Here is a 25516-nt window from a genome sequence, read left to right as displayed (position 1 = left end):
TCAGATGCTGATGCCGTCGAGGCCGGCTACGGTATGGATGTCCTTGTCACCACGTCCGGACAGGTTGACCACGATGGTCTGATCCGGGCGCATGGTCGCGGCGAGCTTGAGCGCGTAGGCCACGGCGTGGCTGGACTCCAGCGCGGGCATGATGCCTTCGGTGCGGGTGAGCTCGCGGAACGCTGCGAGAGCCTCCTCGTCGGTTGCGTCGACATAGCTGACCCGACCGATGTCCTTCAGCCAGCTATGCTCCGGTCCGACACCCGGATAATCCAGACCCGCCGAGACCGAATGGGTCTCGATGATCTGGCCGGCTTCGTCTTCCATCAGATAGGTGCGGTTGCCGTGCAGCACGCCGGGGCGACCGGCACTAAGCGGTGCGGCGTGCATGCCGGTGGCGATTCCGTGACCGCCGGCTTCGACGCCATACATTGCGACTGAGTCATCTTCCAGGAACGGATGGAACAGCCCGATGGCGTTGGATCCGCCGCCAACACAGGCAACCAGCGCATCGGGCAGGCGTCCTGTCTGGGCCAGACATTGTTCCCGCGCTTCGCGGCCGATGACGCACTGGAAATCGCGCACGAGTTTCGGATAAGGATGCGGGCCAGCCACGGTACCGATGATGTAGAAGGTATCGTCGACATTGGTCACCCAGTCGCGCATCGCTTCGTTCATCGCATCCTTGAGGGTACGTGAGCCGGAGGTAACCGGGATGACTTCGGCGCCGAGCAGCTTCATGCGGTACACGTTAAGCGACTGGCGCTTGACGTCATCGGCGCCCATATAAACCTGACATTTGAGGCCGAGGCGCGCAGCCACGGTAGCCGTCGCGACACCGTGCTGACCTGCACCGGTCTCGGCAATCACGCGTGGCTTGCCCATGTGCTTGGCCAGCAAAGCCTGCCCGATGGTGTTGTTCACCTTGTGGGCGCCGGTGTGGTTCAGGTCTTCGCGCTTCAGGTAAATCTGCGCTCCGCCGACCCTGGCGGTCAGGCGTTCGGCCAGATAGAGCGGCGAAGGACGTCCTACGTAGAAAGCCAGGTCGCGGTCGAATTCTGCCTGAAAGTCCGGATCCTGCGACAGACGAGCGTACAGCGCCTCCAGTTCCTGGAGTGCGTCCATCAGCGTTTCCGAGACGAAGCGGCCACCATAGGGGCCGAAGTGACCACGCTGATCGGGGATCAGCTTGTAATCAACGGGATTTGAATCAGACACGCTTCACCTCTTGAATAAAAGCGTTGATTTTGAGCGGATCCTTGATGCCCTTGCCGGCTTCGACGCCGCCGCTGACATCAACAGCCCAGGGATGCGCCAGATCAATGGCCTGACGCACGTTGTCCACAGCCAGACCGCCAGCCAATACCAGCGTCCAGCTCCGCTGCGCAGGGATCATCGACCAGTCGAAACGCTCGCCGGTGCCGCCTGGAATCCCGGGTTTATAAGCATCCAGCAAAATGCCTGACGCCCCTGGCCACTGGGCTGCCAGCGCGTCGAGATCATCCCCGGGACGCACGCGAAGCGCTTTCATATAGGGAAGTCCGAACTGTCGGCAGAATGCATCCGGCTCGTCGCCGTGAAACTGAAGAATATCCAGCGGAACCTCGTCGAGCACGCTTCGCACTTCGGCCTCGCTGGCGTCGACGAACAAGCCGACAGACGTCACAAAGGGTGGTAATGCCTTGACGATGCGGGCCGCAACCTGGGGCGAGACGTTGCGCGGACTTTCCGGGTAGAACACCAGGCCGATCGCATCTGCGCCGGCCTGCGCTGCAGCCAGCGCGTCTTCCGGGCGGGTGATACCGCAGATTTTCACTCGAACCATGGTTTGACCACACAGGCTGTCAACAAGGCTGACGATAGTAGCAGATGTGTCCGGAGGCGTCAGTCGTCCAACTCATTGAGCGGTGCGAGGAAATGCGGACCTAAATAGCGCTCGGGCAGGCTGAAACGATCGGGATAGGTAACGTCCACCAGATAGAGACCGAAGGCCGGGGCGGTCACACCCCCTGCCCGTCGATCCCGCGCCTCGAGGATCTCTGTCGTCCATTCGACCGGTCGCTCGCCGCAGCCAATCTGCATGAGCACCCCGGCAATGTTGCGCACCATGTGATGGAGGAACGCATTGGCCCGAATATCGAGCACGATGAACCGACCAAAACGCACCAGACGAAGGTGATGTATCTTCTTGATTGGCGACTTGGCCTGACAACCAATGGCCCGAAAGGACGTGAAATCGTGCTCGCCGACAAGAACGCTCGCAGCGGCCTGCATGCGCTCAACATCAAGCGGACGATAATTCCAGGTGATTTCATGGGCAAGGTGCGCCGGACGTACCGGATCGTTGTAGATCACATAGCGGTATCGCCTTGCCATGGCGGAAAAACGCGCATGGAAGTCCAGGCCCATCGGTCGCGCCCAGACCAGGCTGATGTCGGGGGGAAGATTAGCGTTTGTGCCGAGAAACCAGTTCTCCGGTGAGCGACGTGCGGGGCTGTCGAAATGAATGATCTGGCAAGAGGCGTGAACTCCTGCATCGGTTCGTCCTGCACAAAAGACCTGGACCGGATGATTGGCGACGCGGGACAGAGCTTTCTCCACCGCCTCCTGAACGCTGCGGACGCCAGGCTGCTGCCGCTGCCAGCCACGGTAGGCCGTGCCGCGGTACTCGATGCACGCGGCAACCCTAGAAATGCCAGCGGCCGCCTCAGGGGCGGCCGCCTTGTCACTCTCAACCATCAATCATCCCAACTGAGCCAGCATGTCCCGAGCGTCCTGCTGCTGTTGGTCGCTACCTTCATCGACCACCTCCGAAAGGATATCCCGCGCGCCTTCCTCGTCACCCATATCGATGTATGCGCGCGCCAGATCCAGCTTGGTCGCGCATTCGTCAGTACCGGAGAGGAAATCGAACTCGTCTTCCATGCTTTCGCTCATCGCTTGCTCGGCCGGGAGATCCGCTGCAAACGGATCCAGCGCGTCGGTGAGGCCCGCGGACTCTTCCTCAGCCGGTTCGTCATCCCGACCTTCCGCCACCGGTTCTTCCTCGGTTGCAACGTCGACGCGCTGAGCCTCGGCGCTTTCTGCCTCGATAGATGCATTCAATTCATCTTCGAAACCGGCAAGGTCTTCGTCGGACAGGTTGAAATCTTCGACGGAAGCTTCGGTGCGAGGTGCGGCTGACTCGACTTCACCAGAGTCGTCCTGCATCGCCTCGAACTCGGCAAGCAGCTGCTCGGCCTGCATATCCTCGGTGAGCGACAGATCGTAATCATCGTCGAGCGATGCTTCCAGAGAACTATCCAGAGGTGCCTGAGCCTTGGGTTCTTCAGTCGCTGCGGTTTCGTCCAGATTGAAGTTCAAGTCGAACTCGGACGCGTCGAAACCGACCTCTTCCGAGGAGGCAGTCGTCGGCGCGGTTTCAACTGAATCAGCCTGGTCTACGGTCGGGTATTCGAGAGATTGCGGCTGAGCCTCTTCCGCGAGGGTGTCTTCCAGATCGAAGTCCAGATCGAATTCCGGTTCCTCTTCGGCCGGCTGCGTCTGGACCACGGGTTCCGGTTCTACCAAGACAGGTTCGGTCACCTCATCATTGCCCAGATCGAAGTCACTGAAATCGAAATCCTGCGGATCTTCTTCGGCGACCGGAGCAGCTGCGGTATCTGGTGCTTCATCATCCAGGTTCATGTACGCCCGATCGTCATCGGCAGACGATACGGATGAGGCACCCAGCAGCGCAGCGGCCATCATCGGGAAGCGCATGTTCAACGCTTCGACGTCGGCGTCGTGCCCACCCATAGCGCGCAAAGTCTCTGCCTGCGCGGCATAACCCTGCTCATTATTCAGCAGACCTTCGACCTCCATAAGCTTGAGGCGCAGGTCGGCACGGTCAGGGTCGTCGGCAATGCCGTTGCGCAAGACTTCGGCGGCTTCTTCCAGCTTACCGTACGCGACCAGAGCGTCGGCCTCGGTCAGCGGGTCCTGAGCGATCGACTGGTCGTCTTCGCTGGCATCGAAAGAAGCCAGCGCCACGTTGAAATCGTCACGCACCGGTTCTACTTCATGGCGAGGTGCCGTGGCAACGAAGTCTCCCGACATCGCCTCTTCGCGGCGCGCATTGCGACGGGCAAGCGCCATGAGAATTAACAGAAGGATCAACAGGGCTGCCGCACCGGCAACCAGCATCAGCGTCTGGTTCTGCAACAGTCGCTGCAACATTGCTTCAACGCCGTCATCCTGTTCGGCCGAAGTCTGCTGGGCTGTCGCGGATTCCTCCGCCGGCGCCGGTTGCAACACCGGAGTGGCCTCGGCCGCCGGTTCCACTTCGGTTGTCTCGGCAGCTTCCGCTGCTTCGGCGGTCTCTACCTGGTCGCCAGCGTCCGCCGACTCCACCATCCCTTGTTGATCGTTCAGCAGCGGCTCAGCAGCCAGTTCCGGCTCAGCAGGCGATGTCTCGGCAGCCTGGTCGGCCTCAGACGCCGGCGCGTCCCCGCTCTCGCTCGGACTTGCCTCAGCGACCTCTTCAGTAGTAGCCAGCGGCGGAACCTGAGCGATTGCGGGGTCACCCTGCTCGCCCGCGGCCTGCTCTTCTGCGCCAAGCTGACCCTGTAACGCGGCGAGCTGGGCATCCTTCAGGGAAAGCAGGCGCTGCAACGTCTCCAACTGACCCTGCACATCCTGCAGTCGATCGGCGAGCTCGGCCTTCTCCCGCTCGGTTGAATCCAGCTGCTCCTTGGTGCGGTCGAGCGAGTCACGAAGCTGGGCCGATTCGCCATTGTTGCCGTCTGCTTCGGACCCGCTACCGTCGCCTTCACCGGTTCCGGCAAGCAGACGTAAGGAATCACCACCATCGGCAGAAGCCGGGGCGGGCGCCGCGGTGTCGCGCTCGCGTGCGTCAAGTTGCCGTTGAGCAGGCTGGGCGACCTGTCGGCCACGCTGCCACGCTGCATTCTGCTCGGCAACCTGGTTGATCGCCTCTGTCTGCGAGCGCGCATGGGCTTGTTCGGAATTCGGCAGTGTAAGGGTAGAGCCCGACAGCATGCGGTTGATGTTGCCGTCCATGAACGCGTTGGGATTCAGATCCTGGATCGCAAGCATGGTCTGGTGAACGGAAGCACCCTGGGGACGATGACGCTGGGCTATTTCCCAAAGCGTGTCGGCACTGTTGGCCTGGACCTGCCCGCCACTGGCATCGGACGAAGCAGAGGCGCTGCCCGGACCGGACGCAGACTGAGCAGCGGAGGTGCGCGGCGGCGTGACCTGTGGTTGCTGACGAGCCATAGCAGGCTGCGCAGCGCTGGCAGCTGCCGGCACTGGCTGGCTTGGAGCAGGGCCCGGCTGATAGAGCGGCGGATCCAGAAGCAACGTGAACTCGCGTAGCACTCGCCCGGAAGGCCATTTAACTTCCATCAGGAAGTTAAGGAAGGGCTCACGGACCGGTTTGTTCGAGGTCACGCGGATAATGGCGCGACCATCTGAACGCACTTCAGGAGTAAATTTCAGGTCGGTCAGGAAAAAGTCACGATCGATGCCGGCACGGCCGAAGTCGTCTGGCGAAGCGAGTGATGGGCGAATCTCGGCGCTGGAAAGATCTCTCACCTGCAGCAGCTCTATCTCTGCATTGAGAGGCTGATTCAAGGCAGAACGCAGGTTGATGTCCCCTACTCCCAGTGCGTGCGCCATATTGGAAGACATCAACGCACTTGCTGCGGCGACAGCCAAAACCAGTTTGCGAACCATAGCGAAAATCCTTTGCTTTTATCGTTTTCTCACGCGTCCCAGAGATTTCGCCGCCCATCGTCCAGCCATCGTGTTGCTCCCCATCCGGCCGACAGGCGTCATTCCAGCAATTCAGCGAGTCCAACGAGCTCCCTTCAGCGCTCCCGTACAAACCTAAACCGCTTGATACAAAATCCCCAGCAAGTATCGATTACAAAAAGTCTTTTATCAACCGGGCTGCGACCGCAAGACTGTTAAGTACGACACCTTTTCGAAGATTATCGGAGACGACCCACATGCTGACGCTGTGCGGATCCAGCGTGTCCTGGCGCAATCGTCCAATCCACACATGGTCACTGCCCGTCGCATCGCTGACAGGAGTGGGATATCCGCCTGCGGCCGGTTTGTCAAGCAGCTTCAGACCGGCTCCCTTGCGCAGCAGACCGGCGAGACGCTTTGAAGCGACCTTCTGCTCGGTCACGGCTTGCATCGCCTGAGCGCTACCGAAGAACACCGGAACCAGAACACAGGTCGCAGAGATCGGCAGGTCGGGTAGGTCCAGCACCCGTCGTACGTCCTCGGCCAGGGCGCGCTCAGCATCGGCCACGCCCATCTCATCAACTTCGCCAATACGCGGGAGCAGATTGAAAGCCGACTGCTTGTCGAAGGCTCCGCGCTCCGCGGGCTGGCCATTGAGCAAACGACTGGTCTGGAACGCGAGAGCTTCCAGCGCATCCTTGCTGTGGGTCGACATGGACTGGTAGGTAGCCAGCGATACGGAACGCAGCCCCGCCTCATCGAGTAGCGGCTTGAGCGCGAGAACCGTCTGCACCACCTGGGCATCCGGGCAAGCGACGATGCGTCGGCTCGCGTACTCGCCGATGTGCTGCGGATTGACCTCAGCCACCACGACCGGGATGTCTTTCTGGCCACGATGCGCACCGGTGGCGTCCACTATGGCGCAGCCCTTGGCCGTTATGGCGGGCGCCCATTCTGTTGCCACCTCGCGACTACCAAGGAAGATCACCACCTTGACGCTGGAGAAATCGAAACGCTCCAACGCTTCGACCCGCTGGCTCTGCCCTTTGAGCATCAGCCTCTCTCCAGCGCTATCGGTTGGCTCAAGCAGGTGGATTTTGGCGAATGGATAGCCTTCGTCCTCCAGAACCTCGAGGAGGCTTTCACTCTCCAGCCCGGTGACTCCAACAATTGCGATATCGCATGACATATACGATTCAGCCTCTTGAATTTTAAGCATTAAAAACGCAAAGGGCACCCCGGTTTCCCGGGATGCCCTGATCGTGCTGCACTCTGCCGAGTATCAGCTCTCCTGCAAAATCCGCAACATGCGACGCAGCGGCTCCGCCGCGCCCCACAGCAACTGATCACCGACCGTGAAGGCCGAGAGATACTGCGAGCCCATGTTCAGCTTACGCAAACGCCCTACCGGTACACTCAAGGTGCCGGTGACGGAAGTCGGCGTCAAATCACGCAAGGTGTCTTCCTTGGTGTTGGGCACGACCTTCGACCACTGGTTGTGTTGATCGAGCATCGCCTCGATATCAGCCAGCGGTACGTCCTTGTTGAGCTTGATGGTCAGCGCCTGGCTATGGCAGCGCATGGCGCCGATACGCACGCAGATGCCATCGACCGGGATCGGGCGACCGCTGCGACCGATGATCTTGTTGGTTTCGGCCTGAGCCTTCCATTCTTCACGGCTCTGCCCGTTGGGCAGCTGTTTGTCGATCCAGGGGATCAGGCTGCCCGCCAGCGGAACGCCGAAATGCTCTGCCGGGAACGAGTCTTCACGAAGCGTCGCGGCAACGGTGCGATCGATCTCGAGAATTGCACTGGCCGGGTCCGCGAGGTTGTCGGCGACCGAAGCGTGAATGGTGCCCATCTGGCCGATCAGCTCGCGCATGTTTTGCGCACCAGCACCGCTCGCGGCCTGATAGGTCATGGCGCTCATCCATTCGACGAGCCCGTTTTCGAACAAGCCACCCAGGCCCATCAGCATCAGGCTGACGGTGCAGTTGCCGCCAACGTAGGTGCGAATGCCATCACGTACCGCCTGATCGATATTGCGGCGATTGACCGGATCAAGAATGATCACGGCATCGTCTTCCATGCGCAGTGTCGAGGCGGCGTCGATCCAATAGCCGTTCCAGCCTTCGGCGCGCAGCTTCGGATAGACTTCCTTGGTGTAATCGCCGCCCTGGCAGGTGATGATCACTTCCATGGGCTTGAGCGATTCGATGTCGAAGGCGTCCTGCAACGCGGGAATGTCCTTGCCGATATCCGGGCCTTTGCCGCCGACATTGGACGTGGTGAAAAACACCGGATCGATACCGGTGAAATCATCTTCTTCTCGCATGCGCTGCATCAGCACGGAACCCACCATGCCGCGCCAGCCAACCAAACCTACTCTTTTCATAACAGCCACCCCCGTGGGGTAAAAAATTCAAAGACAACGGCGCCCAGCTGCCTGCCGGGCGCGCAAAGAGCCGTACAGGTTACAGGTTTTCCAGGGCGGAAGCCACGGCATCACCCATTTCGGCGGTGCCCACGCGGCGACATCCGTCGGACATGATGTCTCCTGTGCGCAAGCCCTGGTCGAGCACCAGACTGACCGCTTTCTCGATCGCGTCGGCGGCCTGCACCTGATTGAAGGTGTAACGCAGCATCATCGATACAGAGAGAATCGTTGCCAGCGGGTTGGCGACGCCCTGCCCGGCTATGTCCGGCGCGCTGCCATGACACGGCTCGTACATGCCCTTGTTATTCCGGTCGAGCGAAGCCGAGGGCAGCATGCCAATCGAGCCTGTCAACATCGAAGCCTGGTCTGACAGTATGTCGCCAAACATGTTGTCGGTAACGATCACGTCAAACTGCTTCGGCGCGCGGACCAGCTGCATGGCGCAGTTGTCGACGTACATGTGTGACAGCTCGACCTCGGGATAGTCCCTGGCGACTTCTTCTACCACTTCCCGCCAGAGCTGGCTGGAAGCCAGGACATTGGCCTTGTCGACTGAACACAGCTTGCGATTGCGCACCATGGCCATATCGAAGCCGACCTTGGCGATGCGGCGGATCTCGCTTTCGCTATAGGGCAAGGTGTCGTATGCCTGCCGCTCGCCGTTGTCCAGCGTGCGCCGCTCGCGCGGCTGGCCGAAGTAAATTCCGCCGGTGAGTTCGCGGACGATGAGGATATCCAACCCTGAGACCACGTCGGGCTTCAGGGTCGAGGCGCTGGCCAATTGCGGATAGAGGATCGCCGGGCGCAGGTTGCCGAACAACTCGAGCTGCGAGCGGATCTTCAGCAAACCCCGTTCCGGACGAAGCGCCGGCTCGATGGTGTCCCACTTGGGGCCGCCCACGGCGCCAAGCAGTACCGCATCGGCAGCGCGCGCTCGAGCCAGGGTCTCGTCCGCCAATGGCACGCCGTAATGGTCGTACGCCGCCCCGCCCAGGTCGTCGAACTCCAGTTCGACTTCCAGGCTGTACTTCTCATTGGCTATTTTCAACGCCTTCACGGCTTCGGCCATGATTTCCGGGCCGATGCCGTCGCCGGGCAGAATCAGAATATGCTTAACCATGTTTCCTCTCTGGTGTGTATGTATATCAGTGTCGGACGGGATCATTTCCTCGAACGCAACACCGCGACGTCGGCCGAAAACGACCCGTCGATTTCGATCTCGAAATACCGCCGCACCTCTTCTCCGACCGCCCCCTGCAAAGCGCGAATGGCCTGGCGAAGCAGCTCGGGAGTGCGCATACGCGCTGTCCATGAAGCGAAGTCCAGGCGCAACCGCTGCATGCTGTGCCCGCTCGCGATCAACCCAGCCGAAGTGATGAAGCTCAGCCACTCATTGACGGAATAGTCTCGGACGTGGCTGGCGTCGCGAAGCACTTCGATGCTCTGTAAATGCGTGTCGAGCACAGCCACACCCGGCGACACCACGTCGACGAAGATGGCCTCGCCTTGCGGCCTGAGCACGCGCCTCACCTCCCGCAACGCGGCGGCAGGATCGCTCCAGTGATGAGCCGAGTACCGGCTGAACACGAAGTCGAAGCTGTCGTCCGCAAATGGCAGCCTTTCGGCAGCCCCTTGCTGGACCTTCACATTGGCAAAACCTCGGGCTGTTGCAGCGGACCTGACGGTACTCAACATCGACTCCGACAGATCATAGGCAATGACGCTGTCCGCCCACGGAGCGACCGAGAAACTGACGTGGCCGCCGCCACAGCCGAGGTCGAGCACTTGCGCGACGGGATGCTCGCGAACAATGCCAGCAAGCATCTGCAGCTCCGCGCCCTGGGCATGAACCTCGCTGTCCAGATAGGCTTGGGCCCGATCTCCAAACTGCTGCTCGATCAGTTGCTGGTGGTCCATCCCTTAAACCCCTCGATAGCGAGCCAGTATCCGAATGCCCGCTTGAGCTACTTGATCGCGCCAAACAGCCAAGGCTGGCTGGCCTTGTGTCTGGCTTCGAATGAAGCGATGGCGTCACCGTCCTGCAGGGTAAGGCCAATGTCATCCAGGCCATTGAGCAGGCAGTGTTTGCGGAACGCGTCGATCTCGAAGCTATATTGCTGGCCGTCCGGCCGCGTCACGGTCTGGGTGTCCAGATCGACCGTCAGGCGATAACCTTCCTGCGCTTCAGCCTGAGTGAACAGCTCGTCCATCTCTTCTTCAGTTAAAACAATGGGTAACAGCCCATTCTTGAAGCTGTTGTTATAGAAAATGTCTGCGAAGCTCGGCGCAAGAACCGCTCGGAATCCGTACTCGTCCAAGGCCCAGGGCGCGTGCTCCCGACTCGAACCGCAACCGAAGTTCTTGCGAGCCAGCAGCACGCTGGCGCCCTGGTAGCGCGGCAGGTTGAGCACGAAGTCCGGGTTGATCGGACGCTGCGAGCTGTCCTGGCCGGGATAGCCCTCGTCCAGGTAACGCCATTCGTCGAACAGGTTGGGGCCAAAGCCGGTGCGTTTGATCGACTTCAAAAACTGCTTGGGAATGATCTGGTCGGTATCGACGTTGGCGCGATCGAGTGGCGCCACAAGCCCTGTGTGCTGTGTAAAAGGCTTCATGCGTGCGCCTCCTCTTTGTTTAACATTTCACGAACATCGACGAAGTGACCGGCGATCGCTGCGGCAGCGGCCATGGCCGGACTCACCAGATGCGTCCGCCCGCCATTGCCCTGACGGCCTTCGAAGTTGCGGTTGGAGGTCGACGCGCAATGCTCGCCGGCCTGCAGGCGGTCCGGATTCATCGCCAGACACATCGAGCAACCCGGGTCGCGCCATTCGAAACCCGCTGCCTTGAAAATGATGTCCAGTCCTTCACGCTCGGCCTGCTCCTTGACCAGCCCGGAGCCCGGCACGACCATCGCCTGCTTGATCGACGGCGATACGTGACGACCCTTGGCCACCGCTGCTGCCGCCCGCAGATCCTCGATGCGCGAGTTGGTGCACGAACCGATGAACACTCGATCGAGCCTGATCGAGGTGATGGGCTGATTGGCTTCCAGTCCCATGTATTTGAGCGCACGCTCGTAGCCGTTGCGCTTCACAGCATCGGCTTCTTCGACCGGGTTCGGTACGACCGCATCCACGGCTACGACCATCTCCGGAGAGGTGCCCCAGGAAACCTGCGGCTTGATGTCTTCCGCAGCGAGTTTCACGACCGTGTCGAACTGCGCATCGGCATCGGAAACCAGATCTTTCCACAGCTCGACGGCCTTGTCCCAGTCTTCGCCGGCCGGCGAATACGGCCGACCCTTGACGTACTCGATAGTCTTTTCGTCGCAGGCAACCAGGCCGACGCGCGCACCCGCCTCGATCGCCATGTTGCAGATGGTCATGCGCCCTTCGACCGACAGATCACGGATCGCCGAGCCGGCAAATTCGATGGCGTGTCCGTTGCCGCCGGCAGTGCCGATCTTGCCGATCACCGCAAGTACGATGTCCTTGGCAGTCACGCCAAAGCCGAGCTTGCCTTCGACCAGCACCTGCATGTTCTTCATTTTCTTCGCTACCAGGCACTGCGTGGCCAGCACATGCTCAACCTCGGAGGTGCCGATACCGTGCGCCAACGCGGCGAAGGCGCCGTGGGTGGCGGTGTGGGAGTCGCCACAGACGATGGTCATGCCCGGCAGCGTTGCGCCCTGCTCCGGTCCGACAACATGCACGATGCCCTGACGGCGGTCGGTCATCTGGAATTCGAGAATTCCGAAGTCACGGCAGTTGTCGTCCAGTGTGGTGACCTGCAGCTTGGATACCTGATCGTCGATCCCGGAAACGCCCGCGGCGCGATTGGTGGTCGGCACGTTGTGATCGGGCGTGGCAAGGTTGGCGTCGATTCGCCAGGGCTTGCGACCCGCCAAGCGAAGGCCTTCGAATGCCTGAGGCGAGGTAACTTCGTGCAACAGGTGCCGATCGATGTACAGCAGCGCGGATCCGTCGTCGCGCTGCTTCACCAGATGGCTATCCCAAAGCTTGTCGTAAAGTGTCTTGGCGGACATGCTGTGCTCCCAATCAGGCTGGTCGTCCGGGCTCGAATCGGCCTCGAATCATCAGGAAGCGATGGTAAGAGCTGGCGTCGAATAAAACAAATTCATAATATTCATGGAAAGTATTCCCAGGAGGAATTCATGGATACCGCCAACCTCACCGCATTCCTAGCCGTCGCCAAGAGCGGCTCGTTCTCTCAGGCAGCAGAAGCTCTCCACCTTACCCAGCCCGCGGTGAGCAAGCGTATAGCCGCGCTGGAACAGCAACTCGCCACGCGACTGTTCGACCGTATCGGTCGGCACGTTTCGCTGACCGAAGCCGGCCGTGCATTGCTGCCTCGCGCGACGCTGGTCCTCCAGACGCTGGACGATACCCGCCGCGCGCTGAGCAATCTGTCCAGCCAGGTGCAGGGGCGTCTGGTGCTCGGCACCAGTCACCACATCGGGCTGCACCGTCTGCCACCGGTACTGCGCCGCTACACGTCCACCTATCCTGATGTCGCGCTGGATATTCGCTTCCTCGACTCCGAAGTGGCCTACGACCAGGTGCTGCACGGCGACATCGAGCTGGCGGTGATCACCCTGGCCCCTACGCTCGACGAACCTGTCGTCGCCAGGCACATCTGGGACGATCCGCTGGACTTCGTCGTCTCGCCCGAACATCCCCTGGCGGACTCGGGCTCGGTTACGCTCCGCCAGCTGGGTGAATACCCCGCAGTATTTCCCGGGCCCAGCACCTTCACGCACCGCGTCGTCAGCCGTCTGTTCCAGCGGGAGGGGGTCACGCCGCAAATCAGCATGACCACGAACTATCTCGAAACCATAAAGATGATGGTTTCCATCGGCCTGGCCTGGAGCGTGCTCCCGCGAACCATGGTCGACGAACAGGTGAAACCGGTGGCGGTGTCCAACGGCGAAATCAGCCGGCAACTCGGTTGTATCTGGCACAGTGGCCGAACCTTGTCCAACGCCGGACGTGCGCTGGTCGAATTGCTGCAAACCGACGGCTGACGCGCACTGGCGGCCCGTCCGACTTGTCGCTTCAAACCCCGCCTACTATGTTGAACTGCGGGACAGTTGAACAGAGGAAAGGCTATGGTCCATACGCCGGGCGCATTCATGGCCGATAATTCGTTTTATCAGGATGAGGCCTTTCGCCTGCTTTTTCATCGGCTGCCCATGGCGTGCATGCTGGTAGATCACCGCAGCGGCCGCATCATTGATCTCAATCGAGCGTTCCATCAGCGTTTTGGCTGGCGTCCCGAATTGATCATCGGCCAGCCTGAGCGCGATTTTCCGATGTGGAGCGACCCGCAGCAGCGGCGCCGTCTGCACGGAGGATCTGCTGTAGGAGCATCCGAACCGCTGGAAATGCTGTTGCGCGGGCGCGACGGCACCATCAAGCCGTCGCTGGTCTCGATGGAATACATCGACGTAGGCGGCGTCGCGGCACGTCTATATACCGTCCAGGGCCACGCAGGGAGTATCGGCGGCCCCGGACTGCCGGCCCTGGCGCAAACCGATACAGCGCTCGAACAGAGCCAGGAGCGTCTGCGCCTGGCGCTTGACGCCGCTCAGATGGGAATTTGGGATCTCGACCTGGGCAGCGGCAGGCTTCACGCCTCGGCAAGGGCGGCGCGCCTGCACGGGTTCCCCGGGGCGGACTGGGAAGGAACACTCGCAGCGTTCATGGAAGACACCGCGCCGAGCGACCGCCGAGCAATGCGCAAGGCCTTCGTCGCCATCTGCCGCGGCGGGCAACAGCGCTACCGGCTAACCTATCGCCTGCTACGCCGCTCCGGCGAGCCGCGCTGGCTGGAAGCGATCGCCACGCTCAACCGCAACGCCAGCGGCCGGCCCCTGGGTATGGTCGGCACGCTGGTGGATATCACCGAACGGCGACGCAGCGAACAGGCGCTGATCGATAGCGAGAACAAGTTTGCCTCGCTGTTCCAAGGCTCTCCGGATCCTTACGCTCTGCTCAACACGCAAACGCACGTGTTCATCGAAGTCAACCGCAGTTTCGCGGAGGTGTTCGGCTACCGACCCGAGCAGATAATAGGTCGAACCCTGAGCGAGATCGGTCTGTGGAGCGAAACCGCGTTGGCCGATCGGGTGCACGGCGTTCTGGCCACCGGCGAGTCGCTGCACAACGAAACCATGGACTTGTGCGATGCCCAGCGCCGATCGCATATCTGTGAGGTCTCCAGTTCGCTGCTGACAATCAATCGACAGCGCTGCGTACTATTCGGGTTTCGCGACGTGACCGAACGCAAGGCTATCGAGGCGCAGGTGAAGCATCTGGCCTACCACGACGCGCTGACCGACCTGCCCAACCGTATCCTGCTCAAGGATCGTCTGGAACAACACATCGCCTTGTATGACCGGCACCAGCTCAAGGGAGCCCTGCTGTTCTTCGACCTCGACCACTTCAAGCACATCAATGACTCGCTCGGGCACTCATGCGGCGACGCCGTCCTTCAGGAAGTGACTCGACGCCTGGCGGGGAACGTGCGTCGCGAGGACACCGTGGCGCGGCTCGGCGGTGATGAGTTCGTCGTGCTTCTCAGCGGATTGGAGGCCGATGATGGCAGTTTCGCGGACAGCGTTCAGACGACCGCTGAAAAGCTGCGATTCGTACTGTCCGAGCCGATGATCATCGAAGGCCACAGTCTGCAGTTGAGCACCAGCATTGGCGTTGCGCTGATACCGGACCATGGGGAAAGCCCGGACGACTTGCTCAAGCGCGCCGATATAGCGCTTTATCGCGTCAAGGAGGCCGGCCGCAACGGCGTGGCATTCTTCGAGCAATCCATGCAGGTGACCGCCAGCAAGCGACTCGTCGTGGAGAATCAGTTGCGCCGGGCTCTGGCTCTGGGCGAGTTCAAAGTGTATTACCAGCCCCAGTTCGATAGCCTGTCTCACCGCGTCGTGGGCGCCGAGGCGTTGCTTCGCTGGGAGCATCCCGAACAGGGCCTGATCGGTCCGGCCAGCTTCATCAAGGTGCTGGAAGAAAGTGGCATGATCATCGAGGCAGGTCGCTGGGTCCTTGCCGAAGCCTGTCAGTTCTTTTCGCGGCTGCGCGAAAGCGGCCTGGTCGGGTTCGACAATTTCAGCCTCAGCGTCAATATCAGTCCGAGGCAATTCCGTCAGAGCGGCTTCGTCGACCTTGTTCGCGACAGCATCGGCTCGCAGGACCTGCCCCCGGGTTGCATCAAACTGGAGATCACCGAAGGCGTCGTCATCGAAAATATCAGCGATACGGTGGAGAAAATGCAGGAGCTACGGCAACTTGGCGTCAGCTTTGCCATCGACGATTTCGGCACGGGGTATTCATCGCTGTCCTATCTCAAGCGTCTGCCGCTGGATCTGCTCAAAATCGACCAGTCTTTCGTTCGTGACTGCGCGAGCAACGGTAACGATGCCGAGATCGTCCGAGCCATCGTCGCCATCGCCCGCAGTCTGAAGCTGGACATGATCGCCGAAGGCGTCGAAACCGAAGAGCAACTCACGTTTCTTCGTGGGATGGCCTGCCATTGCTACCAGGGCTACCTGTTCAGCCCACCGCTTGACGAAACAGCATTCATGGATCTGCTGTCGAGAACCTGATCGCCGCACTCCGCGTGCGACCTGCTTCACATATTTGCTTGTTCACTGTCGATCGCAAACGAGACGGCTGCGGCACATGCGTGGCAATATCCGCGCAGGCGGGAACTGATTCCCTCCTGGTATCAACCTAGCGGAGCTACAACATGAACAAGTCAATGCTGTCAGGTATCGTGCTCGGCGCTGTCGTCGCCACAGCCGGCGGCGCCATTGCCGGCTACAGTGCGATGGCAAACAAGACCCCGACCCATGCCGAGGTAATCAAGGTCGCCGAGATCAAGGAACAGGAAAAAACCCCGCGTCAGCTATGCCGCGACGTCAGCGTCACACGCCAGAAGCCGGTCCAGGACCAGCATCAGGTACTGGGCACGGTCGCTGGTGCGGTGATCGGCGGTGTGCTCGGCAACCAGGTGGGCGGTGGTAGCGGCAAGAAGGTCGCGACGGTTGCAGGCGCGGCCGCTGGCGGATACGCAGGGAACAAGGCCCAGGAACAGTTGCAGGCCAACAGCACGTACACCACTACCGAGCAGCGCTGCGAGACTGTTTACGATATCTCTGACAAGCTTGTCGGCTATCAGGTCGATTACCGCATCGGCGAACAGACCGGCACGGTGCGCATGGATCGTCATCCAGGCGATCGCATCGCGCTACAGGACGGCCAACTGGCGTTGAATCTGCAGTAATCCCAGTAAGGTGTCCGCCCGCGGGCACCTTACTCCCCTGCCCCCGGCACCGCTTCACGGCACATCTGAATCCAGCGCTGAATTCCTGCGCTGCGAAACTTGTTTTTCTGCAGGACAAAATAGAAGCCCCGACGAAAGTCCCGCTGTGGAACCGGTAGCGGCACCAGGCTGCCCCGGCGGAACGCATCGCCGAGCGTGATCGCCGAAAGACAACCAATCCCCAGTCCGGCTTCCACCGCTCGCTTGATCGCCTCGGTATGCTGCAGCTCCAGCTTGATATCGAGTTCTGGCAGTAGACCGTGCATGGCCCATTCGAAATGCTGGCGAGTACCGGAGCCCGGTTCCCTAACGATCCAGTCCGCCTTGAGCAGCTCGGCATCGGTCAGCCAGGGCTTACCGGCCCATGGATGATCAGGCGCACAAAACACCACCAGTTCGTCGTCACGCCAGTGCTGCATGTCCAGCTCAGGGTGATACACCTCCCCTTCGATCAAGCCGATATCCAGCTCGAAATTGGCCACCTTCCGCGCAATGGTTGCGGTGTTGGCCACCTCGAGTTCGACGCGCGCGCCCGGCTGTTCGACCATATAGCGGGCCATGATCTCGACGGCGAGATAGTTGCCGATACTCAGCGTCGCGCCGACCTTCAGATGCCCGACGTCCTCGTGCTGCGCCAATGCGGTTTCGAGACTCGCGGCCTGTTCGATCAATCCTTGTGCCCTGGTCCGGATCGTCTGGCCAAGTTCGTTGAGCTGCAGACGCTTGCCGACACGATCGAACAGTTGCACGTCGAATTGACTTTCAAGATCACGCAGCGCGCTGCTCGCCGCCGACTGTGACATCGCCAGACTGTCGGCGGCACGCGTGAGGTTTTCATGAAAGGCGGTGGCGAGGAACACCTCGAGCTGACGCAACGTGAATCTCATTATCGGTTTTTCCGTTAACAGTTATGGATATAACCCGCTTAACCGATATGTTAGCAGGCCATAGACTTGCCCACATCGCTAACGATCACGGGAAACTGCAATGTCCGGATTCAATACCGAGCGCGTACTCAGGGTCCATCACTGGACCGACACGCTGTTCAGCTTCACTACTACCCGCGACCCGGCCTTCCGCTTCAAGAACGGTCATTTCATCATGATCGGGCTGGAGGTCGAAGGACGACCGCTGATGCGGGCCTACAGCATTGCCAGCCCCAACTACGAAGATACCCTGGAGTTCTTCAGCATCAAGGTGCCGGACGGCCCGCTGACCTCGCGCCTGCAGAACGTCCAGCCGGGCGACCAGATCATGCTGAGCCGCAAGCCGACAGGCACGCTGGTACTCGACCACCTGCTTCCGGGTCGCAACCTGTACCTGTTGAGCACCGGCACTGGCCTGGCGCCCTTCATCAGCATCATCCAGGATCCCGAAACCTATGAGCAGTATGACAAGGTGATCCTGACTCACGGCTGCCGTTACGTACGTGAACTGGCGTATGAAAAGCTGATCACCGAAGAACTGCCCAATCATGAGTTCTTCGGTGACATGGTACGAGAGAAGTTGATCTACTACCCCACGGTCACCCGCGAACCGTTCCGCAACCAGGGCCGGCTGACTGACCTGATGAGCAGTGGCAAGCTTTACGAAGATATCGGTCTGCCACCGCTTGATCTGGAACATGACCGGTTCATGCTATGTGGTAGCCCGAGCATGCTCAAAGACACCTGCGCCATCCTCGACTCGCAGGGCTTCAAGGAAGCACGCCACGGCGATCAGGGTCACTATGTGATCGAGCGCGCCTTCGTCGAGAAATAGTCAGATCACGGCGGGGGAATCCGCGAGAGAACCTCGGGCGGATTCCCCAGTGGCAAGGCAATCAACAATGCTTCGCCGGAGGCAGGCACAAGCCCGGTAAGCGCAGTGATGTTGACCTGATGGGTGATCAGCAGGACCGGTTGGTCCCCATGCGTCTCCGAGAGAAAGCCTTTCAATGCTCCGGTAACCTGCGCGGCACGATCCCGGTCTTGGAAAAATGAGTCGAGCACCGGCAGTTCGGTGACCGCACCGAGCTCCATCGCGGTGGCCGTGTCCAGCGCACGGCACCATCGGCTCGAATACAAACGGATATCAGCCAGACCGACCTGACGCAGTTTTTCGCCCCATGCCTTCGATTGCCTGCGACCTTGCTCGTTGAGATTGCGCTGGGTACTGCAGTCGCCCAGCTTGAAATCAGCAGGATCGCCGACTCCCGGAGCGTGGGCATGTCGCAGGAGCACGAATGCTTTACCCTCGCGAACGGCGGCCAACGGTTCCGAGGCCGCCTGCGCGCTGGCGAACAGCAACAGGATCGCGCACGTCAGCTCAAGCCATCCGCGCACGTCACGCCTCCGTACTATTCTGCGTAGATCATCTGGCGACTGATGCCGCCGTCAATGACGTAATTCTGCCCGGTCACAAACCCGCTTTCCTCACCGATGAGAAAGGCCACCAGCGAGGCCACATCCTGGGGCCGACCGACACGACCAGCAGCATGCTGCCGGTGGTCGATCGGACGTAGCGGGTCCTGGTCCTGCTCGGCTTCGCTGCGGGTATCGATCCAGCCCGGACTTACCGCGTTGACGCGAATCTCCGGACCGAAACTGACGGCCATCGCATGGGTCAAAGCCACCAGCCCACCCTTGCTCGCAGCGTAAGCTTCAGTGTGCGGTTCGGACTGTGCAGCTCGCGTGGAGGCCATATTGACGATGCTACCGCGGCTCTCGCGCAACAGCGGCACGGCATGTTTCGACATCAGGAAGGCTCCGGTCAGGTTGGTCCCCAACCGCTTGTTCCATTCCTCCAGAGAAAGCTGTTCGAGCGGCCCGTTTTCCGGATCCGCGATGCCAGCGTTATTCACCAGCGCATCGAGACGGCCAAACTGTGAGCGAACCGTCTCGAGGCCGGCTTCGACGCTGGACTCGTCCGAGACATCGATCTCGACGAAGAGCGCTCCGCCATCAGGCGCGAGCGTGTCTACAGCGTCGTTGCCCTCCGCCGCCTTGACATCGGCCAGTACCACGAGCCATCCGCGAGCGAGCAGATCGGCCGCGATACCGCGACCGATCCCCTGCGCAGCGCCGGTTACCAAGGCGACGCGAGCATCCTTCGAGGCCATGCTGCTAGGCCTTCGCGCTACGCGGCCCGGCGATAGCCCAAATGATCAGGCCGATGACAGGCAGGAAAAGGACCAGAAGAACCCAGAGTACTTTGGAGCCGGTGCTCGAAGCGCTACCGACGATGTTGATAATGGCCCAGATATCCAGCGCCAGAATGATCAGGCCGATCAGGCCTCCGCCTATACCGAGATCCATATGAACCCCCTTAGTAGAACATTGACATATCCCAAACGCTCCTGAACGAGCCTTCGGGCCTCATGTTTTCCGACTGCACCAAGGCGTGATCGTTCGTATTTGGATGGACCCTACAGACCAAAACCGGGAAAACGCGATGCGAGGTCCCCGCCGCTCGGCCGCCGGACCAGGCCCTCGGCGCTCTGCGCAATGGTCAGGATGACGCAGGATTGGCCGGGGTCGGGGCGAAACCAGTGGCGGGCCTGCGACGGCAGCGCGACAAGGTCACCGGCGCTGCATTCCATCACCAGAAGCGAATCCTGACTGGTGACAGCCAGCTGCCCTGTCCCCCGAACGAACAGCCAGCGGACAGCATCTGCGCAGCGCTGCTCCGGTTCGACAACAACATCCGAAGGGTTCACGTAGGCAGGCAGCCCAGCCAGGCACAACACGCTGCTGCAGGTGGACGGGCCAGTCCGGTACTCGGACGATGCTGCGAGCAGACCGGCATCGCTTTCAAGCACGGACGGATCCAGAGCGGCAAAAGACTCGTGTCGCTCGCAGGCGATGCTGCTGGACGCCAGCGCTGCGTTGATATCGTCCCGATGAGTAAGAACCTTCGTCGGGTAGAACAGGTTGTCCAGATCGTACACGGCTAGAAACATGGTGCGGCCTTCGCGAGAGCGTTCGAGCAGTATAGGTTCAGCCGACAATCAGCGGCACACTCCGTTGGTATGATCCTCAGCCCGGCAAGCGGCGCCAGAGCACCAGCGCAGCGATGCCGGCCGCGAGGCTGGCCAGAGCGAAGGTCCACATCGGCCCGAGACCATGCCAGGCATAGCCGGAATACAGTGCACCCAGCGCTCCGCCAGTCCCCGCCAAGGTGGCATAGAGCGCTTGCCCCTGCCCTTGCAGACGCTCGTCGAAGCTGCGTTGAACGAAGTGAATCGAAGCCACGTGAAAGCTGCCGAACGTCGCAGCATGCAGCAACTGGGCGAACAGCAGCACCGGCAGGCTCGACGCCAGCGAACCAAGCAGGAGCCAGCGGATCGCAGCCAGAGCGAAGCTGAGCACCAGCAGTTGCTTGAGCGATACCGCGGACATGACCCTGGCCATGAACAGGAAAAGCACGATCTCGGCAACGACGCCCAGCGCCCAGAGAAAACCGATCAAGGATCTGCTGTAGCCGAGCGCTTCAAGATGCAAGGTCAGAAAGGTGTAATAGGGCCCGTGCGAGAGCTGCATCAGGGCTACGCAGACGAAAAAAGCAAGGATACCGGGCCGGCGCAATTGCTGGAGAAACCCGCTCACTGCCTCGCCCGCCATGGACGCAGCAGGCCTCGGCGGAGCGGGGACGAGCAAACTGCAGGCAAATATCGTCAGCATGATGCCAAGCATCACCGCTGGGTACAGATCCAGTGTTGCCCATTCCAGCACCATCCCCAGCAGCACCACGGTCGCAATGAATCCAACCGATCCCCACAGCCGGATCCGCGCGTAGCGTGAGGACTGCGCGCCCAGGTGTGACAGGGTGATTGCTTCGAACTGGGGCAGCACGGCATGCCAGAAGAAGCTGTGCAAAACCATGATCATGGCCAGCCAGAGGTAGTCGTTGCGAATGAAGATCCCGCTGAAAGCCACGGCCGTACACAACGCACCGAGACGGACGATCAACAGCCGCTGGCCAGACCGATCGGCCAGCCACCCCCACAGGTTCGGCGCAAGACAGCGCATCAGCATCGGAATCGCGACCAGCTCGCCGATGCGTGCCGGCGAAAAGCCCAGATGGTGGAAATACAACGACAGGAACGGCGCGACGCCGCCGAGCAGGGCAAAGTAAGCGAAGTAGAAGCTCGAAAGGCGCACCGCCGGTACGCCACTCCCCGCCCGGGGAGGCTCAACCGCGCTGGTCATGACCGACTTCGGGCGCGCAGGTCTGGAAGATCAACGCGCCGCCACCGCCGCTCAAAGCTGCGGCAATACCGGCGTATCGACACGCACCTCGGCATTTTGTCCGCGGTGACGCAGCAGATGATCCATGAGCACCAGCGCCATCATCGCTTCGGCGATCGGGGTGGCGCGAATGCCTACGCATGGATCATGGCGGCCTTTGGTGATCACTTCCACCGGCTGACCATGCACATCGATCGAGCGACCCGGGGTGGTGATGCTGGAGGTCGGCTTGAGCGCAATGTGCGCGACGATCGGCTGCCCGGAGGAGATGCCACCGAGCACACCGCCTGCATTGTTACTGGTAAAGCCGGCCGGCGTCAGTTCGTCGCGATGCTCGGTCCCGCGCTGGGCGACCGAGGCGAACCCTGCCCCGATCTCGACGCCCTTCACGGCGTTGATGCTCATCAAGGCATAAGCCAGTTCGGCATCGAGGCGATCGAAAATCGGCTCGCCCAGGCCGGGCGGAACGCCCTCGGCGACTACGGTGATGCGTGCGCCCACCGAGTCCTGATCGCGCCGCAGCTGATCCATGTAGGCTTCCAACTCCGGGACCTTGCTCGGGTCGGCGCTGAAGAAGGCATTGTCATGCACCGCATCCCAGCTTACGAAGGGGATGTCGATCGGTCCCAGCTGGCTCATGTACCCGCGCACCTGAATACCCTGTTGCGCGAGATATTTGCGCGCAATGGCGCCGGCCGCCACGCGCATCGCCGTTTCCCGTGCAGACGAGCGCCCGCCGCCACGATAGTCGCGAGTACCGTACTTGTGGTGATAGGTGTAATCGGCGTGCGCCGGACGAAACAGATCCTTGATCGCGGAGTAGTCCTTGGACTTCTGATCGGTATTGCGAATCAGCAGGCCGATCGGGCTGCCTGTCGTGCGGCCCTCGAACACACCGGAAAGTATCTCGACTTCGTCTGGCTCCTGGCGCTGGGTCGTATGCCGGCTGGTTCCGGGCTTGCGGCGGTCAAGGTCACGCTGCAAATCGTCCGCACTCAGCTCGAGTCCGGGTGGGCAACCGTCGACGATGGCTACCAGCGCCGGACCATGGCTTTCGCCAGCGGAGGTAACGGTGAACAGGGTGCCTATGGTATTCCCGGACATGCTTCGAACCCGACGTCTGTTTATCGAAAGGCGAGCAGTATAGCGTCACGCCTGCATGCGTGACAGTCCGAACCTCCGGCGCTACGCTTGGGGTTTCGCCGAGCGGATCGTTCTGAATGGAAGCCATGCTCGAAGTGCTCATGCCACCGGCCATGGGAAGTGGCACGATCTGGTTGCTGGTGCTCGCCGCAGGCTGCACCTCGGCGGTCACCGCAGCGCTGGGAATCGGCGGTGGGGTCCTGCTCCTGGCGATCATGGCTCTGGTCATGCCGCCAGCGGCCATCATTCCGGTGCACGGCGTCGTGCAGCTTGGCTCGAACGCCAACCGCGCACTGATGACCATTCGACATATAAACCTTCCGGTGATCGCCTGGTTCGCCCCCGGCGTGATCGTCGGCGCGGCCATCGGCAGCCTGTTGCTGGTGGAGCTGCCACTCGCGCTGGTGCAGCTGTGCATTGCCGTCTTTATCCTGCTGCTGTGCTGGGGGCCACCGATTCCCAAGGTGGCGACCGGCCGTATCGGCACCCTGCTCGCCTCCACCTTGACTACCTTCCTCAGCCTCTTCGTGGGGGCCACGGGGCCACTGGTGGCAGCGTTCGTCAAACAGCAGCAGAACGGAGAGCGGTTCAGCACCGTGGCGACCTTTGCTGCGGCCATGAGCCTGCAGCACGCCCCCAAGGCCTTGGTGTACGGTGCGGCAGGCTTCGTGTTTCGCGACTGGCTGGGCTTGATGCTGCTCATGATCGCCTCCGGAGCAGTTGGCACCTGGGCCGGCCTGCGGCTGTTGCAACGGGTGAGCGACAAACGTTTCGCCTTGATCTTCAATGTCCTGCTGACCTTGCTTGCCCTGCGCCTGGCCTGGACCGCTATCCACGGCTGGCTGTGAGTCAAGTATCCAAGGCCCCGGCCGATAACCACCGGGTAACCCGCAGGTACTAGCCATGAGCAGCGAACCGACCCTTATCGAGCACGCGCAAACAGCCCCTCCCCGGAATCCATTTGCGCGCGCACAGCCCACCGAACAGTTCTGGGTTCTGCTGCGCCCGATGTACAAGGCAAGGCAGCTGATTCATAGCGAGCGTCTGGTTCAGATCCTCGTGACCAATCAGCGCGCCGGCAAGCTCGAATTGCTGCGCCTGGAGATCAAAGCGGACGGCGAGGCGGGCGCTGCCGGGGGCAATCGCATGGAGCTGCTGGTCGATCACGGCAATCTGCGGCTGCGCTTTACCACAGAAGGCATTCAGATCGCACCGGCACGGCGGGGTCTGGGCGGGTTCATGTTGGCGCGTTTGATCGACTGGTGTCACCGGACCTGTCCCGAGTACGTGGTGACCCCGCTTCTTTTGCAAAACGATGCGGCATTGAGCAGCGAGGTCGTCGAGGCGCGCGACAAGCTGCTCAGGCGTGCGGGATTCGACATTCAGGCACTGGATGATGGGCGAGCACGCGCTCAGGTGCGTCGCGTCGGTGATCTGATCAGCACGTGGGACACCCAGCGGGTGGAGCCGATCGATGTGGGCGAATTGCTGCGCCGTCTGCGCGAACAGGAAACCGAAAATCTGAAACTGCAATCGCAGACCACCACGCTCCGCGCTCAGATCGATCAGCTACGCCGGAGCGATCTGGGCAGCCGCTTTGCTATCGGCTGCCTGGTGACCCTGGCGATCTTCCAGGCATTGCTGCTGCTCTGGGTAGTGATGCGCTAGAACAGATCCTGATATCGCCGGCATTGCTCGGCAGACAACACGAATACCCCATGTCCGCCATGCTCGAATTTCACCCATTCGAAGTCCACTTCCGGCCATTCGGCCATCACGTGAACCATGCTGTTGCCGACCTCGATGACAAGTAACCCGTCTTCGGTGAGGTGATCGGCCGCCTCGGCCAGCATGCGGCGCACCAGGTCGAGGCCGTCTTCGCCACAGGCGAGACCGATTTCCGGCTCGTGCAGGTACTCGTCGGGCAGGTCACGCATGTCTTCGGCATCGACATAAGGCGGGTTGCTGACGATCAGATCGAAGCGCTCCCCGGCCATGCCACTGAATCCGTCAGACCAGCGTGCTTCGACACGATCACCCAGGTCATGCGCCTCGATGTTCAGTTCCGCCACTGCCAGCGCATCGCCGGAGAGGTCGGCGAGCACCACCTCCGCCTCGGTAAAGGCGTGAGCGCAGGCGATACCGATGCAGCCGCTGCCGGTGCACAGATCGAGAATGGTCAGAGGGTCGCGTTCGAGCCAGGGTTCGAAGCGGTTTGCGATGAGCTCGGCGATCGGCGAACGCGGTACCAGCACGCGCTCGTCGACGATGAAATCAAACCCGGCAAACCGTGCGTGACCTGTGAGGTAGGCGGCTGGAATGCGCTCGTCGATTCGGCGTTGAAGCAGAGTCAGGACGGCGTCACGTTCGTCGTCGGTAACGTGGCAGTTCAGATATTCGAGCGGCGTCTCCCAGGGCAGATACAGCGCGTCGAGCACCAGCAGCCGCGACTCGTCCCAGGCATTGTCAGTGCCATGGCCGAAATAGACGCCGGCCTGATGGAAACGGCTCACGCCCCAGCGCACCAGGTCCCGGATAGTGGAGAGTGCGGCAGTTTCGAACATGGTCAGACCCGGCAGGAGGAAAACGC

General features: G+C 61.1%; 24 protein-coding genes. 6 read left to right on the top strand and 18 right to left on the bottom strand.

The features are described 5' to 3' along the window. From trpB to leuC, 10 genes are all read right to left on the bottom strand, one after another. On the bottom strand, nt 1-1218 hold the full coding sequence (gene trpB, locus BLT85_RS04915; RefSeq protein ID WP_093392107.1) for a tryptophan synthase subunit beta: 1218 nt from the start codon (nt 1216-1218) through the stop codon (nt 1-3). Further along, entirely contained in the window at nt 1211-1825 is a 615-nt protein-coding gene (locus BLT85_RS04910) for a phosphoribosylanthranilate isomerase (RefSeq protein ID WP_093392106.1), read from the bottom strand. Before BLT85_RS04910 ends, trpB begins: the two co-directional genes overlap by 8 nt. Before the next feature lie 59 nt (nt 1826-1884). Then, nucleotides 1885-2739 carry a tRNA pseudouridine(38-40) synthase TruA gene (gene truA / locus BLT85_RS04905; RefSeq protein ID WP_093392105.1) on the bottom strand — a complete coding sequence of 285 codons (855 nt, stop codon included), beginning with the start codon at nt 2737-2739 and terminating at the stop codon, nt 1885-1887. Nucleotides 2740-2742: 3 nt separating this feature from the next. Further along, nucleotides 2743-5739, bottom strand: a complete 2997-nt coding sequence (locus tag BLT85_RS04900) for a FimV/HubP family polar landmark protein (RefSeq protein WP_093392104.1) — start codon at nt 5737-5739, stop codon at nt 2743-2745. Between the two features lie 190 nt (nt 5740-5929). Continuing rightward, nucleotides 5930-6946, bottom strand: a complete 1017-nt coding sequence (locus BLT85_RS04895; RefSeq protein WP_157718128.1) for an aspartate-semialdehyde dehydrogenase — start codon at nt 6944-6946, stop codon at nt 5930-5932. A gap of 93 nt (nt 6947-7039) precedes the next feature. Further along, complete coding sequence (asd, locus tag BLT85_RS04890) at nt 7040-8152, bottom strand: aspartate-semialdehyde dehydrogenase (protein ID WP_093392102.1); 1113 nt, start codon at nt 8150-8152, stop codon at nt 7040-7042. A 79-nt stretch (nt 8153-8231) separates the two neighbouring features. Next, nucleotides 8232-9314 (bottom strand): 3-isopropylmalate dehydrogenase, encoded by a 1083-nt coding sequence (gene leuB / locus BLT85_RS04885; protein ID WP_093392101.1) that lies wholly within the window; start codon nt 9312-9314, stop codon nt 8232-8234. 41 nt (nt 9315-9355) lie between these two features. Next, nucleotides 9356-10111 (bottom strand): class I SAM-dependent methyltransferase, encoded by a 756-nt coding sequence (locus BLT85_RS04880; protein WP_093392100.1) that lies wholly within the window; start codon nt 10109-10111, stop codon nt 9356-9358. Between the two features lie 47 nt (nt 10112-10158). Beyond that, nucleotides 10159-10806, bottom strand: a complete 648-nt coding sequence (gene leuD, locus BLT85_RS04875; protein ID WP_093392099.1) for a 3-isopropylmalate dehydratase small subunit — start codon at nt 10804-10806, stop codon at nt 10159-10161. Continuing rightward, nucleotides 10803-12239: a 3-isopropylmalate dehydratase large subunit gene (gene leuC / locus BLT85_RS04870; RefSeq protein WP_093392098.1), complete on the bottom strand. Its 1437-nt coding sequence runs from the start codon at nt 12237-12239 to the stop codon at nt 10803-10805. Before leuC ends, leuD begins: the two co-directional genes overlap by 4 nt. A gap of 129 nt (nt 12240-12368) precedes the next feature. Between leuC and BLT85_RS04865 the strand changes: the two genes are divergently transcribed. From BLT85_RS04865 to BLT85_RS04855, 3 genes are all read left to right on the top strand, one after another. Beyond that, the gene (locus BLT85_RS04865) at nt 12369-13238 is read left to right on the top strand and encodes a LysR family transcriptional regulator (protein ID WP_093392097.1); all 870 of its coding nucleotides are present in this window, start codon (nt 12369-12371) and stop codon (nt 13236-13238) included. An 84-nt stretch (nt 13239-13322) separates the two neighbouring features. Then, nucleotides 13323-15836 (top strand): sensor domain-containing protein, encoded by a 2514-nt coding sequence (locus BLT85_RS04860; protein WP_172829811.1) that lies wholly within the window; start codon nt 13323-13325, stop codon nt 15834-15836. A gap of 143 nt (nt 15837-15979) precedes the next feature. Beyond that, entirely contained in the window at nt 15980-16516 is a 537-nt protein-coding gene (locus BLT85_RS04855; protein ID WP_093392096.1) for a glycine zipper 2TM domain-containing protein, read from the top strand. A gap of 29 nt (nt 16517-16545) precedes the next feature. Here the strand turns inward: BLT85_RS04855 and BLT85_RS04850 are convergent, their stop codons facing one another. Beyond that, nucleotides 16546-17442 carry a LysR substrate-binding domain-containing protein gene (locus BLT85_RS04850; RefSeq protein WP_093392095.1) on the bottom strand — a complete coding sequence of 299 codons (897 nt, stop codon included), beginning with the start codon at nt 17440-17442 and terminating at the stop codon, nt 16546-16548. Nucleotides 17443-17542: 100 nt separating this feature from the next. On the opposite strand from BLT85_RS04850, the gene BLT85_RS04845 reads away from it, so the two are divergent. Next, on the top strand, nt 17543-18316 hold the full coding sequence (locus BLT85_RS04845) for a ferredoxin--NADP reductase (protein ID WP_093392094.1): 774 nt from the start codon (nt 17543-17545) through the stop codon (nt 18314-18316). A 5-nt stretch (nt 18317-18321) separates the two neighbouring features. On the opposite strand, the gene BLT85_RS04840 is transcribed toward BLT85_RS04845, so the two are convergent. The 6 genes from BLT85_RS04840 to aroC all read right to left on the bottom strand — a co-directional run bounded on the left by BLT85_RS04840 (nt 18322) and on the right by aroC (nt 22887). Continuing rightward, nucleotides 18322-18879 carry a histidine phosphatase family protein gene (locus BLT85_RS04840; protein ID WP_172829810.1) on the bottom strand — a complete coding sequence of 186 codons (558 nt, stop codon included), beginning with the start codon at nt 18877-18879 and terminating at the stop codon, nt 18322-18324. Between the two features lie 14 nt (nt 18880-18893). Further along, complete coding sequence (locus BLT85_RS04835; protein ID WP_093392093.1) at nt 18894-19655, bottom strand: SDR family oxidoreductase; 762 nt, start codon at nt 19653-19655, stop codon at nt 18894-18896. Between the two features lie 4 nt (nt 19656-19659). Further along, the gene (locus tag BLT85_RS04830; RefSeq protein ID WP_093392092.1) at nt 19660-19851 is read right to left on the bottom strand and encodes a PLDc N-terminal domain-containing protein; all 192 of its coding nucleotides are present in this window, start codon (nt 19849-19851) and stop codon (nt 19660-19662) included. A gap of 110 nt (nt 19852-19961) precedes the next feature. Further along, nucleotides 19962-20543, bottom strand: a complete 582-nt coding sequence (locus BLT85_RS04825) for a cupin domain-containing protein (protein WP_093392091.1) — start codon at nt 20541-20543, stop codon at nt 19962-19964. Nucleotides 20544-20571: 28 nt separating this feature from the next. Next, entirely contained in the window at nt 20572-21744 is a 1173-nt protein-coding gene (locus BLT85_RS04820; protein ID WP_093392090.1) for an MFS transporter, read from the bottom strand. A gap of 51 nt (nt 21745-21795) precedes the next feature. Beyond that, nucleotides 21796-22887, bottom strand: coding sequence for a chorismate synthase (gene aroC, locus BLT85_RS04815; protein WP_093392089.1), 1092 nt, complete (start codon nt 22885-22887; stop codon nt 21796-21798). A gap of 116 nt (nt 22888-23003) precedes the next feature. Between aroC and BLT85_RS04810 the strand changes: the two genes are divergently transcribed. After that, complete coding sequence (locus BLT85_RS04810) at nt 23004-23774, top strand: sulfite exporter TauE/SafE family protein (protein WP_093392088.1); 771 nt, start codon at nt 23004-23006, stop codon at nt 23772-23774. Nucleotides 23775-23829: 55 nt separating this feature from the next. Next, entirely contained in the window at nt 23830-24594 is a 765-nt protein-coding gene (locus BLT85_RS04805) for a hypothetical protein (protein WP_093392087.1), read from the top strand. On the opposite strand, the gene prmB is transcribed toward BLT85_RS04805, so the two are convergent. Further along, complete coding sequence (gene prmB / locus BLT85_RS04800) at nt 24591-25490, bottom strand: 50S ribosomal protein L3 N(5)-glutamine methyltransferase (RefSeq protein WP_093392086.1); 900 nt, start codon at nt 25488-25490, stop codon at nt 24591-24593. The genes BLT85_RS04805 and prmB overlap by 4 nt on opposite strands. Between the last annotated feature and the right edge of the window lie 26 nt (nt 25491-25516).

It is taken from the genome of Halopseudomonas xinjiangensis, assembly GCF_900104945.1.
In the GTDB taxonomy this organism is placed as follows: domain Bacteria; phylum Pseudomonadota; class Gammaproteobacteria; order Pseudomonadales; family Pseudomonadaceae; genus Halopseudomonas; species Halopseudomonas xinjiangensis.
The sequence above is the reverse complement of the archived record's forward strand: the minus strand, read 5'-3'. Positions and strand labels throughout refer to the sequence as shown.

What these genes read in the sequence shown, in the direction of transcription:
- BLT85_RS04910 (WP_093392106.1), bottom strand. Translation starts at nt 1,825, where the DNA reads ATGGTTCGAGTGAAAATCTGCGGTATCACCCGCCCGGAAGACGCGCTG.
- truA (WP_093392105.1), bottom strand. Translation starts at nt 2,739, where the DNA reads ATGGTTGAGAGTGACAAGGCGGCCGCCCCTGAGGCGGCCGCTGGCATT.
- BLT85_RS04900 (WP_093392104.1), bottom strand. Translation starts at nt 5,739, where the DNA reads ATGGTTCGCAAACTGGTTTTGGCTGTCGCCGCAGCAAGTGCGTTGATG.
- BLT85_RS04895 (WP_157718128.1), bottom strand. Translation starts at nt 6,946, where the DNA reads ATGTCATGCGATATCGCAATTGTTGGAGTCACCGGGCTGGAGAGTGAA.
- asd (WP_093392102.1), bottom strand. Translation starts at nt 8,152, where the DNA reads ATGAAAAGAGTAGGTTTGGTTGGCTGGCGCGGCATGGTGGGTTCCGTG.
- leuB (WP_093392101.1), bottom strand. Translation starts at nt 9,314, where the DNA reads ATGGTTAAGCATATTCTGATTCTGCCCGGCGACGGCATCGGCCCGGAA.
- BLT85_RS04880 (WP_093392100.1), bottom strand. Translation starts at nt 10,111, where the DNA reads ATGGACCACCAGCAACTGATCGAGCAGCAGTTTGGAGATCGGGCCCAA.
- leuD (WP_093392099.1), bottom strand. Translation starts at nt 10,806, where the DNA reads ATGAAGCCTTTTACACAGCACACAGGGCTTGTGGCGCCACTCGATCGC.
- leuC (WP_093392098.1), bottom strand. Translation starts at nt 12,239, where the DNA reads ATGTCCGCCAAGACACTTTACGACAAGCTTTGGGATAGCCATCTGGTG.
- BLT85_RS04865 (WP_093392097.1), top strand. Translation starts at nt 12,369, where the DNA reads ATGGATACCGCCAACCTCACCGCATTCCTAGCCGTCGCCAAGAGCGGC.
- BLT85_RS04860 (WP_172829811.1), top strand. Translation starts at nt 13,323, where the DNA reads ATGGTCCATACGCCGGGCGCATTCATGGCCGATAATTCGTTTTATCAG.
- BLT85_RS04855 (WP_093392096.1), top strand. Translation starts at nt 15,980, where the DNA reads ATGAACAAGTCAATGCTGTCAGGTATCGTGCTCGGCGCTGTCGTCGCC.
- BLT85_RS04850 (WP_093392095.1), bottom strand. Translation starts at nt 17,442, where the DNA reads ATGAGATTCACGTTGCGTCAGCTCGAGGTGTTCCTCGCCACCGCCTTT.
- BLT85_RS04845 (WP_093392094.1), top strand. Translation starts at nt 17,543, where the DNA reads ATGTCCGGATTCAATACCGAGCGCGTACTCAGGGTCCATCACTGGACC.
- BLT85_RS04835 (WP_093392093.1), bottom strand. Translation starts at nt 19,655, where the DNA reads ATGGCCTCGAAGGATGCTCGCGTCGCCTTGGTAACCGGCGCTGCGCAG.
- BLT85_RS04830 (WP_093392092.1), bottom strand. Translation starts at nt 19,851, where the DNA reads ATGGATCTCGGTATAGGCGGAGGCCTGATCGGCCTGATCATTCTGGCG.
- BLT85_RS04820 (WP_093392090.1), bottom strand. Translation starts at nt 21,744, where the DNA reads ATGACCAGCGCGGTTGAGCCTCCCCGGGCGGGGAGTGGCGTACCGGCG.
- aroC (WP_093392089.1), bottom strand. Translation starts at nt 22,887, where the DNA reads ATGTCCGGGAATACCATAGGCACCCTGTTCACCGTTACCTCCGCTGGC.
- BLT85_RS04810 (WP_093392088.1), top strand. Translation starts at nt 23,004, where the DNA reads ATGGAAGCCATGCTCGAAGTGCTCATGCCACCGGCCATGGGAAGTGGC.
- BLT85_RS04805 (WP_093392087.1), top strand. Translation starts at nt 23,830, where the DNA reads ATGAGCAGCGAACCGACCCTTATCGAGCACGCGCAAACAGCCCCTCCC.
- prmB (WP_093392086.1), bottom strand. Translation starts at nt 25,490, where the DNA reads ATGTTCGAAACTGCCGCACTCTCCACTATCCGGGACCTGGTGCGCTGG.